We start from the raw sequence: 13,327 nt of genomic DNA, 5'->3' as shown, positions 1-13,327 counted from the left end.
GCCCCGGGGGAGGCCGCATGGACCGGCGCGCACTGCTCACCACCGCCGTCGCCCTGGCCTCGACGGCGGCCTGCGGCCGAGGAGACACCGATCCGGCCCCGTCCCCCTCGACCCCGCGCCCCTCGGCCGCCTCACCAGCCCCTACGGCCAAGCCCACCCCGCCGCGCGTCCAGCGTGACTGGCGGGCGTTGGGAGCCGGCCTCGACGGCCGGCTGATATCCCCCGAGGACGCCGACTACCGGACCGCCCGCCAACTCTTCAACACCCGGTTCGACGATCAGCGCCCCGCAGCCGTCGCCTATGTCAGCGGAGAGGCCGACGTCCAGGAGTGCCTGGCCTTCGCCCGAGCCCATCGCGTGCCCGTCTCCATCCGCAGCGGTGGCCACTCCTACGCCGGCTGGTCCTCTGGGAACGGCCGCCTCGTCATCGACGTGTCGTCCCTGAACCGCGTCACCCCGGACGGTCGCATCGGCGCCGGCACCCAGCTCATCGAGGTCTACCGCACGCTGGGCCGGGCCGGCCGCACCCTCCCCGCGGGCTCCTGCCCCACCGTCGGCATATCCGGCCTCACCCTCGGCGGCGGACACGGCGTCGCATCGAGGGCGTACGGACTGACCTGCGACAACCTCATCGCCGCCACCCTCGTGACCGCGGACGGCACCATCCGGACCGTCACCGCCGAACGCGAGAAGGAGCTGTTCTGGGCACTGCGCGGTGCGGGCAACGGCTCCTTCGGCGTGGTGACCTCCCTGGAGTTCCGCACCCACCCCGCCCCACCGGTCCTCCTCGGGCACCTCCGGTGGCCGTGGTCGAAGGCGGCTGCCGTCATCGCGGCGTGGCAGCGCTGGGGCCCCGACCAGGGGGACGAGATCTGGTCGGCGGCACGCTTGACCGCGAACCCCGGCGGCGGAACGCCGAACTGCACGGTCAACCTGTTCTCGTTCGCCACGGAAGGCGACACCCACAACGCCGTGGACCGGCTCGTGGACGAGGTGGGCTCCCCGGCGGACTCGGACTCGCTCCGGCCGCGCGGCTACCTCGACGCCATGCTCGACTACGCGGGCTGCTCCACGAGCTCCGCCGACGAGTGCCGGCTACCGGGCTCGGTGCCGGGTCGCAGCGCGGACGGCGCCCTGTACCGCGCCACCTACACGGCCGCCTCCGACTTCTTCCACCGTGAGATCCCCGCGGCCGGCATCCGTTCGCTGCTGAGCGCGGCCGAGGCGTTCACACGCCTGCCGGGCGGTCAGGGCGAGGGCTCCATCGCGTTGACCGCGCTCGGCGGCGCGATCAACCGGGTGCAGCCGTTGGACACCGCCTTCGTCCACCGACGCTCCCGGGTACTGGCCCAGTACAACTCCTCCTGGCGTGCGGGCACCTCCGGCCGGGCCGAGCGCGCCTGGCTGCGACGCACGCACAGCGCGATGCGCGGCCATGCGTCCGGAGAGGCATACCAGAACTACACGGACCCCCTGCTGACGGACTGGCGGCGGGCGTACTACGGCCCGGCGACGGGACGGCTCACGGAACTGAAGCGGCGGTACGACCCCGAGCGCCTGCTGGACTTCCCGCACGCCCTCTAGCCCATCCCCTGGGCACCGAACCACCCCGAACGGCCGCATCTGAATGGCCGTGAGGGCCGGCGCGGGGTGCCCTGGTTCTACAGGAGTTCTCCCGGCGTCCCGAAGGCGCTGTCCCGGAGGGGGCCGGAGCACCACCGCACTGACGAGACCAGCGGCCCCGTGCCCTGTGACCGCTCCGCGCTGCTCCGAGCACCCTCCGACCTCACGCGCCGATGGAACCCCAGCGCACCCCACACCCGTACCGCCGATGCCGATGACCCACAGCACGCACAGCACCCATCGCACCCATCGAGCAAGGACGTCCCACCATGAAGGGTTCCCTCAGCCGCGGCGGACGAATAGCCGCCCTCACCGGGGCCACGGCGCTCGTCGTCGCCCTCCCCCTCTGTGGCACCGCCACCTCTCCCCCGCCCGACGGCGACCGTCCGAGCGGTCTCGCCGGGCCGCCGAGCAGTGGATCGACCTCCATCCACACCGCGCCTCCCAGCGCGTCGAAGCCGGACGGCCCCATCGAGAGCTCGCTCTCCGTCATGGGTACGGGGGCGCTGGCCGGGGCTGCGACCGTGATGATCGTCCGGCGCCACCAGCGCCGCAGCCGCAACGGCCGCCGCTAGGTCGTGGCGGCCCTAGGCGGCGAGATCCTTCTCTCCGGTGCCCTCGGCCCGGGGCTCCGGGATGCCGAGCGGCTCGGCACGTCCGCCGTTCCGGTCGAGGTGCGGCGAGCGGACAAGCCAACCGGCACGGGACGCGGCGATCGCCCGTACCAGCGGAGTCAGCAGGGCCATGGCGAGGGGGGCGAGCAGCAGGGTGATGGCCGTACCGAGGGCGAAGCCGCCGATCACGTCCGTGGGGTAGTGGACGCCCATGTAGACGCGTAGGAAGCCTTCGGCCAGGGCGAGCGCCAGCGCGGCGTAGCCCAGCGAACGATGGGCGAGGAAGATTCCGACGGCGATCGCCATGGCCATGGTCGAGTGGTCGCTGACGAACGAGTAGTCCGTCTTGCCCAGGACGAGGACTTCCAGGTCCTTGTGGTCCACGAAGGGTCTGGGTCGCTCGACGAAGCCACGGATCGGAATGTTGACAACGATCGCCAACGCGGCAGCGAGCGGCGCCCAAGCGAGCGCTGCGACGCCGGTGATCGAGTCCTCAGCGGTGCCGCGGCGACGCATGGCCCACCAGCTGAGCAGTCCCACGGCGACCAGGCCGAACATGATCCCGTACTCACCGACGAACCCCATGATCCGATCGAACCAGGGGGGCGCGGCCTTGGAGAGGTCGTTGATGTCGTAGAGCAGGGCGACGTCGGGACTGGCCCCACCGCCCGACTCTGCGAGGGGGATACTCGTCTCCGCGGTGGGAAGTCCCGTCCTTGGCTCCGCCAGGGGAATCCCCGATGCGAGTCCAGCCATCTGCTGCGGCCCCTGCCTTCTGTTGCCCTGTAGTGCCCTGCGTCCGCCGCGGCGCACGGCGGTGCACCGCTTTCTGCCACCCCCGTGATCAGTGTCATGTGACTGCTGCATGGTCACTGCAGCTGCTCAGTCCAGGGAACGGCCTGTTCCCCGCGGAGGTTCCACACTCCACCGAACGATCACCATGACGTTACCGAAGAGAAATACATCGCCGCAGCTCAGCGCCTTGGCTTAGCGGAGTGTTCCGGCCACGCAACGGCCCTGTCAGGCCGTCGGAGGGTGCGTGGGAAGCGACTTCGCGCCGTCCTCGGTAACCCGGGTCGCGCCAAAATAGTCTGGGGTGTCGATTTTGTCGAAACGGATGACGGCGCCAGGACGCGGCGCGTTGATCATGTAACCGCCGCCGACGTACAGGCCCACGTGCCGAATCGCCCGTGAGTTGGTGAGGTCGTCGGAGAAGAAGACCAGGTCACCGGGGAGCAGTTCATCACGCGATGGGTGCTCTCCCGCGTTGTACTGGTCGTTGGCCACCCTCGGCAGATCGATGCCGACCGTCTTGAACGCGGCCTGCGTGAGCCCGGAACAGTCGAACCGCCCGTCCTGCTCCGGCGTACCGTTGCCACCCCAGAGGTACTTCGTGCCCAACTGCCGCTGCGCGAAGTCGATGGCCCCCGCCGCCTGCCGGGAGGGGTCCACCCGCCCGATGGGCCGGGCGAAGCTCTTCTCCAACGTGCGGATGACCTTCACGTAGTTCTGGGTTTCCTTGTACGGGGGAACACCGCCGTACCGGATCACCGCGTAGGCACCGGCGTTGTAGGCGGCGAGCATGTTGTTGGTCGGGTCGCCCCCGGCCTTCTTCACATATCCGGCCAGTTTGCAGTCGTAGGTCGCGGCGGACGGAATGGCGTCCGCCGGATCCCACACATCGCGGTCGCCGTCCTTGTCGCCGTCGACGCCGTGCGCCGCCCAGGTGCCGGGGATGAACTGGGCGATGCCCTGGGCTGCTGCGTGGCTCTGCGCCCGAGGGTTCCAACCGCTCTCCTGGTACAGCTGGGCGGCGAGGAGTGCGGGGTTGATGGCGGGGCAGAGGTTGCCCCACGTCTGCACCAGCGCCTGATAGCGCGCGGGCACGGCACCCTTGGCCAGGCCGACGGCTCCTGACTTGCCGTTGACGCCACCGCCGAACAGTCCAGAGGCGGCGGAGAAGGTGCCCACGACCAGCAGCGCGATGAACAGAAGGCAGGCTCCGACGGACGTTCCCGCGATCAGCCACGCCTTACGCACCGTCAACCACCCTTCACCCCATGGGAGTACGCCCTGCGCCAGTGTAGGCGGCGCAGGGGCTTTTCAGCAGATGGCCCAAGGGGGTGGTACAGGGGGTGTTGGGGGGCCGAATCGACACCGCTGTAGCCCGAAACCGCCCACTGCCCGGCCCGGCGTACAGCGTCCGGCCACCCCGATCCGGCGTCCCGTCCGGTGGAGGCCCCTGGGTCGCGGCCCTAGACCTTGCGCCCTACACCCGCGTACATGGCCACCTCGCCCGCCTCCGTGCCCTCGGTGTTCTCGGGTCCCTTCGGGCGTGGTCGCCACCGCGAGCACGAGACCACCCCGGGGTCGAGCAGTTCCAGACCGTCGAAGTACCGCTCGACCTGGGCCGGAGTGCGCTGGGTGAGTCGAGGCGTTCCGTGCTCGTTCCAGAAGGCGACCGCCGCGTCGACCTCGGGCATCGACGCACTGGTGATGGTGTGTGACAGCACGAGGTGACTGCCGGGCGCCAGCGCGGACATCAGCCGCCGCACGAGGTCGTACGTCTCCTCGTCGTCCTCGACGAAGATGACGACGCCCAGCAGCATCAGCGCGACCGGCCGGGACAGGTCGAGCGTCTTGGCCGCGCGCTCCAGGATCAGGTCCGTATCGCGCAGATCGGCGTCGAGGTAGTCGGTACGGCCCTCCCGGGTGCTCTTGAGCAGTGCGCGGGCATGGGTGAGGACCAGCGGGTCGTTGTCCACGTAGACGATCCGCGAATCCGGCGCCGCCCGCTGGGCGACCTCGTGGGTGTTGTCGCCGCTGGGCAGTCCCGTCCCGATGTCGAGGAACTGGCGGATCCCGGCCGTCGTGACCAGATGGCGCACGGACCGCCCGAGGAAGAGCCGGTCGGCAAGGGCGTACTCCCCGATGCCCGGATGAATCGCCCGAATTCGATCACCCGCCTCACGATCGACGGGGTAGTTGTCCTTGCCACCCAGCCAGTAGTTCCAGATCCGCGCCGTGTGGGGCCGTGTGGTGTCGATCCGGACCCGAGTGTCCTGATATTCCGTCACGCCACCCACCGTATCCAAGTCACCACTCTCGGGCAGGCGTTGCGCCAAGCGGAGGCCACATCCCGAACAGGGCGCGACCTCCCGCACCACGGCGCACGAAGGAGCGCCCCACCCTCGCCCGCGCCACATCACCGGGACAGACGTGGCGGAGCCGGCCTCAAGCAGCCTCAAAGCGGACAGTGCCCGCCCGAAACGTGAGGAGCGCCCCAAAGGTGGAACAACGACAGTCATTGCCCGGAGTCACTCTGCGTGATACACAGAGTGACGGTACGGGCTCCTCGCAGCGCGCCGATCCACTTCTCCGCAGGTCAGGGCGGGTGGGATCGGTCATACGTGCGGAGATCGGGTAAAGAGACCAGCCAAGTCGGCATACGCGGACGGTTTCATCAGCGAAGATAGAGCGATGACCCATGCCGAGGGGCACGGGCGGCTAACAACCCGACAGGGGCGGTGACTTACACATGATCCTGGCAGCCGAAAAGGGCGACATCAACACCATCATCGGCGGAATCGCTCCAGACTGGGGGCCTTTCGGAGGACTGGGCCAAGAGGCCCGGGTGATGATCGAGGTAGTGATGGCCGTGGCCATCTTGCTCTGCCTGGGCATCGCGATCTGGGGCGCGGCCAAGCAGCGCATCGGCGCCACCGCACTCCGTGACACCTTCAGCGCCGAGCAGGGCAAGGGTCTGATCGTCGCCGGACTGACCGGCGTCTTCATCATCGGATCACTGGGGACCGTCTTCACCATCGTGTACGGGATGGCCGTCTGACCCGCCCCCTCCACCCCGACCCCATTCGTCCACGCCTCGTACCCATTCCTCCCCTCTCCTCAGAGGTTGCGTCTCCCTGATGTCGAGTCACCACACCGCGCCCACGCGGAACCCAGCGCGACTACCGTCGTCGTACGACACGGAGTACGACTCGGATGACGACAGGCAGTGCGGTACGGAGTCGGCATCCGCGGATCTGCACACGGTTGGGGGAGGACGTCTCCCGCAGCGGAGCGAGGGGACGGGCACACGATGAGCCACGGGGACGAACACGGCTACCGCGGCGACCCCGGCAGCCGTACCGACGACGACTTCGGCGGTACGGGCCAGACGCGCACCCGGCTGCCGGGCGCCGGCGACCCCGACGAGTACGGGGTGGCCCGCCGCCCCGCCCGTAACTCCCGTTCGCTGATCACCGTGATCGGGATCGTGGTGCTCCTGATCGCGGCCATCGCCTTCGTCAACCGGGGCAACGAGGACGACGACCCCGACACCTCACCGAAGGGCGCCGACGCCCGACCGACAGCGGCCACGGGCGTGGCCCCGGTCAAGGGCAAGACCGCGAACATCCCCACCGGCTACGCCCACGACGAACAGGGCGCCCAGAGCGCGGCGGCGAACTACGCGGTGGCACTGGGTTCTGAGGGGATGTACTCCCAGGCCAGCCGCATCGACATCGTGAACACCGTGTATGCACCCGAGGTTGCCGAAGCACGCAGGGGCGATCTCGACAAGGTCTACTCGGACGAGAAGTTCCTCAGCGGCATCGGATTGCGGCCGGACGGGTCAGCTCCTGAAGGAATGACCTTCGTGACCCGCACCAACCCCATGGGTTCCAAGGTGGAGAACTTCAGCGACAGCACCGCCCGAGTCTCCGTCTGGTACTCCGAACTGTTCGGGCTGGCCGGCGAGTCTTCCAAGACTCCGGTCACTCAGAGCTGGTACACGAACACATTCGAACTTAAGTGGATCAACGGCGACTGGAAGGTCACCGATTTCACGCAGAAGGACGGCCCTGTACCCGTCGGCCGCGATCAGACCGCTTCCGGCGCCAAAGAGATGGCCGATGCCGTCGAACAGTTCGGAGGGTTCACCTATGCACGCTAGTCGCCGCACTCTCTCCGTAACCACCGCGTTCGCCGGCATCCAGACCGCGGTGGTCCTCCTCGCCTCCCGCGCGACCGCGGCACCGACTCCGAGCCCGTCGCCCAGCCCGAGCAAGAGCAACGACTCGTGCGAACTCGTACGCGGTCCGGCCCGTGACTACTGTGACAGCGGTGAACCGGGCGGAGCCCGCCGGAGCAGTCCCCTCGACGACCCCGCCAACGCCGCCGACCCCCTCGGCGCCCTCGCCCGCGGTTGTGCCGATGCCGCAGCGTGGACCGTGGAGACCCTCTCCAAAGCCGTGAAGTCCACCGCGACCGTCGACTTCACCAACACCACGTTCCTCTCCCAGTACGCGATCGTCTTCGCCGCCGCCACCATCCTCACGCTCATCCTCTGGCTCCTCGCGGTCGCCAAGCGCGCCATCCGCGGCGTACCGCTGATGACCGCCGTCTCCGAGGCGATCGGCTTCCTCTGGCTGACGGTCCTCGCCTCGGCGTTCACGCCGCTGATCCTCTACACCTTGGTCTCGGCGACGGACGGGGTCACCGACGTCATCGCGGGCGGCACCAGCAGGGACACGGACGTGTTCTTCGGGACCTTCTCCGAAGCGCTGAAGAAGGGCGAGGGCATCGGCGGCGGGCCGATCATGCTCATCGTGGTCTCCCTGGTCACGATCGTCGCCGCGGGCGTCCTCTACCTGGAACTCTTCATCCGCGCGATCCTGCTGTACGTCGGCGCCCTCCTCGGCGTCGTCGTCTACTCGGGGCTCGTCGACAAGAACATGTGGGGCAACGTCCGCCGCTGGGTCGGCATCATGATCGCGATCATCCTGGTCAAACCGGTCATCGTGATCGTCCTGGGACTCGCGGGCGCCCTCTCCGCCGACGACGGACCCGACTCCTTCTCCGCCGTCGTCTCCGGACTCGCCATCATCATCTTGGCCATCGTCGCCTCCGCGATGATCTACCGGTTCGTCCCCGGCTTCGGCGACGAGATCGCCGCCTCCCGGAACAACCGCCTCCAGGGCGGGGTCGAGAACCGGGCCGCCGCCGTCATCAGTTCCCCCGCGGCCCTCGTGTCGCAAGGCATCAAGACCCACAGCGCCCGGGGCAATCCCGGCGGCGGTGGCGAAACCAGCAGCGGCGGCGCCCGCCCCGCGAACGCCGTCGGCGGAGGCATGGCCGCCCACAGCAGCCGCCCCACGGGAGGCTCCGGCGGCGCCGCTCCACCGCCGCGTAGCGCGCCCCCCGGCACCGGCTCCCCGCACGGCAACCGCAACAGCACAGGAGGTGCAGGGCGTTGAGCACCCAGGCCCACCCCATCACGCCCCGCCGTACGTATCTCATCGGCCGGGCCCGGCCGAATGCGATCATCGGCAAGAACCGCGAGACCGGCGAGATCGCCCTGATCATCGCCGGCGCGTTCCTCGGCATGATGAGCGGGCTGCTGGTCCCCGTCCTCACCCTGCGGATCGTGCTGCTGATGGGCTTCCCGATGATCGCCCTGGCCGCGGTGTACGTCCCGTACAAGCACCGGACCTTCTACAAGTGGTTCGAGATCAACCGCAGCTTCAAGCGAACCGTCCGGGCCAACACCGTCTATCGCTCCACCGCCGCCGAAGCGGGCACCCGACTCGACGGCCGCGAGGTGGAAGTCGGACCGCCGCCGGGGATCGGCCGGATCAATTGGCTCGCCGCGCCCTTCGGCCCCGACGAGATCGCCGTCCTCCTCCACGCCGACCGACGCACCGTCACCGCCGCCATCGAGATCGAAGGCCCCGGAGTCGGCCTGCGCGACAGCGAGGACCAGGAGGCGCTCGTCGACCGCTTCGGCACACTGTTGAAGCACGTCGCGAACGGCGACGGATTCGTCACCCGCATCCAGATGCTCGCCCGTACGCTGCCCGCCGACCCGGACGCCCACGCCAAGGACGTCGCCCAGCGCGGCGACGTCCACTCCCCGGTCTGGCTGCGCGACTCCTACGACCAACTCCAGTCGATGGTCTCCACGTCGAGCGAGCAGCACCGCGCGTACCTGGTGGCCTGCATGCACTACACCCGCGACCTCGCCGCCGAGGCCCACGCCATGGCCCGTGCCGCCCGCGCCGCCACCAAGTCCCGCAAGCTGGACAAGGACGCCGGACTCGCCGTCGTGATGGCCCGTGAACTCACCGACATCTGCGCCCGACTCGCCGAAGCGGACATCCGGGTCCGCCAGCCACTCGGCCAGAGCCGACTGGCCTCCCTCGTGCACTCGATGTACGACCCCGACCACCCCATCGACCACATCCAGGCCATGACCAAGCGCAACGCCTGGCCTGCGGAACTCGACGCCATGGAACCCACCTACCTCCAGGCGAAGACCCGCGAGTCCTCCACGCGCGCGCCCTGGTGCCACGCGACCGCCTGGGTGAAGGAATGGCCCATGACCCCGGTCGGCGTGAACTTCCTCGCGCCGCTGCTCGTCCACACCCCCGATGTGATCCGCACGGTCGCGGTCACCATGGACCTCGAACCGACCGAAGTCGCCATCGAACGGATGCTCACCGAGAAGACCAACGACGAGGCCGACGCCAGTCGTGCCGCCAAGATGAACCGCACGGTCGACCCGCGGGACATCGCCGCCCACGGACGACTCGACCAGCGGGGTGAAGATCTCGCCAGTGGTGCGGCGGGCGTCAACCTCGTCGGGTACATCACTGTGTCGTCCCGTTCGCCCGAGGCCCTGGCCAGGGACAAGCGGACGATCAGGGCCTCCGCCGGCAAGTCGTACCTCAAGCTGGAGTGGTGCGACCGCGAGCACCACCGGGCCTTTGTGAACACCTTGCCGTTCGCGACCGGCATCCGGCGTTAGGGGCCCTTGTGCGAGATCCGATGACCGTCCTCACCGAGGCGTTCACCTCCTTCGTCTTCGGGAAGGTGGAGACGACCCGGATGCCCGTCCGCACCTCCACCGGGCAGGCCCAGGCCGTCTACCTTCCGACCGCGGCCCCCGGCCTCGGCGACTCGGGCGTCATCATCGGCCGCGAGGTCTACAGCGGAAAGGGCTACATCTACGACCCGTTCCAGCTGTACGGTCAGCAGCTCCCGGCCCCGCACTGGCTCGTGCTCGGCGAATCCGGCAACGGAAAGTCGGCGCTGGAGAAGACGTACGTCCTGCGACAGCTCCGGTTCCGGGACCGCCAGGTCGTCGTGCTCGACGCCCAGGGCGAGGACGGCGTCGGCGAATGGAACCTCATCGCGCAGGAGCTGGGGATAACCCCCATCCGGCTCGACCCGATGACCGCCATGGACGACGGCATCCGGCTGAACCCGCTCGACCCCGCGATCGCCTCGACCGGGCAGCTCGCCCTGCTGCGCACGATCATCGAGGTCGCCATGGGCCACGGTCTCGACGAGCGCTCCGGCTTCGCCCTCAAGGTGGCCCACGCCTTCGTCAACGAGACCATCACCAACCGTCAGCCGGTCCTCACCGACATCGTCGAGCAGTTGCGCCACCCCGAAGCGGAATCCGCGGAGGCGATGAACGTCGACATAGACGACGTACGGGCCTGGGGCCTCGATGTCGCGCTGGTGCTCGACCGGCTCGTCGACGGTGACCTCAGGGGAATGTTCGACGGCCCCACGTCCGTCGGCATCGACCTCGACGCCCCACTGATCGTCTTCGACCTCTCCCACATCGACCGCAACTCCATCGCCATGCCGATCCTGATGGCGATCGTCGGGGTGTGGCTGGAGCACACCTGGATCCGCCCCGACCGGAAGAAGCGCATCTTCCTGGTCGAAGAGGCCTGGCACATCATCAACTCCCCGTTCGTGGCACAGCTCTTCCAGCGGTTGCTGAAGTTCGGCCGTCGGCTCGGCCTCTCGTTCGTCGCGGTCGTCCACCACCTTTCGGACGTCGTCGACGGAGCTGCGGCCAGAGAAGCGGCGGCGATCCTGAAGATGGCGTCCACCCGAACCATCTACGCACAGAAGGCGGACGAAGCCCGGGCCACCGGTCGGGTCCTCGGGCTGCCCCGATGGGCGGTGGAGATCATCCCCACGCTGACCCCGGGCATCGCCGTCTGGGACGTCAACGGCAATGTGCAGGTCGTCAAGCATCTGATCACCGAAGCGGAACGGCCGCTGGTCTTCACCGACCGGGCCATGACGGAGTCTTCGGGGCCGGCTCTGCCGGAAGACCTCGCAGCCGCGGAGTGGGAGACGGAACAACGTGCGGCCCGCATCGAACAACAACGTCTCAACGGCGCGACCGAATCCTCCGAGTCGACCGTTGCGTGATGCGGTGCCCGAGGTGAAGGAGTGAGATGAGAGCGCACGAGCAGCCCCAACGGACCGGTGGAGTCCCCGACGGTCTCCTGATGGGCCTGCTCGGCGTTCTCTTCGGATCACTGGTGGTGGCGTGGACGGCGACCGGCCTCGCCGGCCTCCTCGCCCATGGCGCCTGGCCGACCGGAGTGACGTTCAAGAACACTCCGCAGGCGCTGCGTTCCCTGATCTCCGCCCCTCAGGACCTCGCCGCCGCCTGGCCCGCCACCCCTCCCAATGAACTCTCGGGGTACGGGCTGTTCTGGGGCCTCCTGATCGGCCAGCTGATGGTGCTGGGGGTCCTGGCGATCTTCGCCGTGGGCACCCTGGCCCGTTGGAAGTCGGTACGGACAGCGCGACGCAACGGACAGCCCGTCCAGACGGCCGGTTCGAACCAGCAGAAGACGGTCGACGCGAGGTCGGAGCCGGAGTCCGACCAGGGCCCGGCCCTCGGCGTCTGGGACCCTTACGGCCCACCGACCCCCGCCCCAGCCCAAGCCCCCGCCGCACCGGAGCCGAACCCGAGCCCGGTCGAACATCCCACGGCCGCCACGACTCCCGTCAGCGCCGCCCCAGCGTTCGCATCGCTCCCGGTACCGACGCCCCGCATTCCACGGTTGCTCTACGGAGATGCCGGGACCCGGCGCCCCACCGCAGTGCAGGCCGTCCTGGAGTCAGCAGGTCCGGCACTCGTCATCACCTCCGACCCCACCGTGTGGGCGGACACCAAGGACGCACGTTCCAAGCTGGGACCCGTGCACGTCTATGACCCCGGGCATCTCTGCGACACCCCGGCCCGTCTCCACTGGTCTCCCCTCGCCGGCTGCGACAACCCCGATACCGCCGCGGCGCGCGCCACCGCACTCCTGGCCCCCGTACGTCCCCGTGCCCTGCTCGACACGGCCATGGCCGACACCGCGGAAACCCTTCTGCGCTGCTGGCTCCACGCAGCCGTGATCGACAGCCGTCCGTTCAAACAGGTCCACCGCTGGGCCCAGGGCGGCAACACCCAGGAGGCGGTACGGATCCTCCGTACGCATCCCAAGGCTGCGGCGGGCCAGGCGGGGCTCCTGGAATCGGCGCTCACCGCTCATCCGGAACGTCGCGACATCGCCCGGCAACTGACGGGCCGTGCGCTCTCCGCACTGTCGTCGGTCCACATCCGTGAGGCATGCACACCCAACCGAAGTGATTCGCTCGCCTTGGAATCATTCATCGACGAGGGGGGAACCCTGTATCTGGTGGGGGAGCCCATCGAAGACCCCCGCTCCGATCCAGGAGCGATGCCACTGCTCACAGCACTGGCCTCACACGTGGTCGAGCACGGCCGCCGCATGGCCGCACGGTCATCCGCCGGCCGGCTCGACCCACCAATGACCCTGGTCTTCGACGATGTCGCGGCCGTGGCTCCCGTCCCCCAACTCCCGGCGCTCCTGGCGCGAGGAGAGGAACAGGGGCTGATCACCTTGGTCCTGCTTCGCTCAGCCGAACAGGCTCGTGCCCGCTGGCCGGAGCCACTCCCCCAGTAGCTTCACGGTTCCCGAGGTCATGAGAGTGCGGCGACCCGGAGCTCCCGTGTGCCCCGACCGCAAGACTGCCAGTACGGTGACGGAGCCCTGGCCGGCTCTAGAGTCCGCTCAGGACTGCACTCAAGATCCACCACACAACCAGGCCAGTCCCCCACCCGCCATAAAACCCCATGGTGACTGTCACCAGCACAGGGAAAATACGTGTGAAACGCAAAATGGGCCCTGTACCGTCACGGTACAGGGCCCATCTCGCAATAATTGTTCGGCGGCGTCCTACTCTCCCACAGGGTCCCCCCTG

The 13,327-nt window shown here is 68.9% G+C and carries 11 protein-coding genes; 8 read left to right on the top strand and 3 right to left on the bottom strand.

Going from position 1 to position 13,327, the window contains the following annotated elements:
* The first annotated feature begins 17 nt into the window (after window positions 1-17).
* Together ABZ348_RS25810 and ABZ348_RS25805 are read left to right on the top strand one after the other, a co-directional pair.
* Complete coding sequence (locus ABZ348_RS25810; protein ID WP_358936869.1) at window positions 18-1,583, top strand: FAD-binding oxidoreductase; 1,566 nt, start codon at window positions 18-20, stop codon at window positions 1,581-1,583.
* Between the two features lie 308 nt (window positions 1,584-1,891).
* Complete coding sequence (locus ABZ348_RS25805; RefSeq protein ID WP_358936867.1) at window positions 1,892-2,197, top strand: hypothetical protein; 306 nt, start codon at window positions 1,892-1,894, stop codon at window positions 2,195-2,197.
* 12 nt (window positions 2,198-2,209) lie between these two features.
* On the opposite strand, the gene ABZ348_RS25800 is transcribed toward ABZ348_RS25805, so the two are convergent.
* The 3 genes from ABZ348_RS25800 to ABZ348_RS25790 form a co-directional block, all read right to left on the bottom strand.
* A complete protein-coding gene (locus tag ABZ348_RS25800; protein WP_358936865.1) occupies window positions 2,210-2,992 on the bottom strand; it encodes a phosphatase PAP2 family protein in 783 nt (260 codons plus the stop codon).
* A gap of 264 nt (window positions 2,993-3,256) precedes the next feature.
* On the bottom strand, window positions 3,257-4,276 hold the full coding sequence (locus ABZ348_RS25795; protein WP_358936863.1) for a bifunctional lytic transglycosylase/C40 family peptidase: 1,020 nt from the start codon (window positions 4,274-4,276) through the stop codon (window positions 3,257-3,259).
* Window positions 4,277-4,491: 215 nt separating this feature from the next.
* Window positions 4,492-5,322: an SAM-dependent methyltransferase gene (locus ABZ348_RS25790; RefSeq protein ID WP_358937074.1), complete on the bottom strand. Its 831-nt coding sequence runs from the start codon at window positions 5,320-5,322 to the stop codon at window positions 4,492-4,494.
* A gap of 452 nt (window positions 5,323-5,774) precedes the next feature.
* On the opposite strand from ABZ348_RS25790, the gene ABZ348_RS25785 reads away from it, so the two are divergent.
* The 6 genes from ABZ348_RS25785 (at window position 5,775) to ABZ348_RS25760 (ending at window position 13,029) form a co-directional block, all read left to right on the top strand.
* Window positions 5,775-6,083: a hypothetical protein gene (locus tag ABZ348_RS25785; protein ID WP_358936861.1), complete on the top strand. Its 309-nt coding sequence runs from the start codon at window positions 5,775-5,777 to the stop codon at window positions 6,081-6,083.
* Window positions 6,084-6,335: 252 nt separating this feature from the next.
* A complete protein-coding gene (locus tag ABZ348_RS25780) occupies window positions 6,336-7,190 on the top strand; it encodes a hypothetical protein (protein WP_358936859.1) in 855 nt (284 codons plus the stop codon).
* Window positions 7,180-8,493 (top strand): hypothetical protein, encoded by a 1,314-nt coding sequence (locus ABZ348_RS25775; protein WP_358936857.1) that lies wholly within the window; start codon window positions 7,180-7,182, stop codon window positions 8,491-8,493. Before ABZ348_RS25780 ends, ABZ348_RS25775 begins: the two co-directional genes overlap by 11 nt.
* Window positions 8,490-10,043: an SCO6880 family protein gene (locus tag ABZ348_RS25770; RefSeq protein WP_358936855.1), complete on the top strand. Its 1,554-nt coding sequence runs from the start codon at window positions 8,490-8,492 to the stop codon at window positions 10,041-10,043. The genes ABZ348_RS25775 and ABZ348_RS25770 overlap by 4 nt, the downstream gene beginning before the upstream one ends.
* An 8-nt stretch (window positions 10,044-10,051) precedes the next feature.
* Window positions 10,052-11,473: an ATP-binding protein gene (locus ABZ348_RS25765; protein ID WP_358936854.1), complete on the top strand. Its 1,422-nt coding sequence runs from the start codon at window positions 10,052-10,054 to the stop codon at window positions 11,471-11,473.
* 26 nt (window positions 11,474-11,499) lie between these two features.
* On the top strand, window positions 11,500-13,029 hold the full coding sequence (locus ABZ348_RS25760; protein ID WP_358936853.1) for a type IV secretory system conjugative DNA transfer family protein: 1,530 nt from the start codon (window positions 11,500-11,502) through the stop codon (window positions 13,027-13,029).
* Window positions 13,030-13,327: the final 298 nt, after the last annotated feature.

It is taken from the genome of Streptomyces sp. NPDC005963, from assembly GCF_040638655.1.
Classification (GTDB): domain Bacteria; phylum Actinomycetota; class Actinomycetes; order Streptomycetales; family Streptomycetaceae; genus Streptomyces.
The sequence above is the reverse complement of the archived record's forward strand: the minus strand, read 5'-3'. Positions and strand labels throughout refer to the sequence as shown.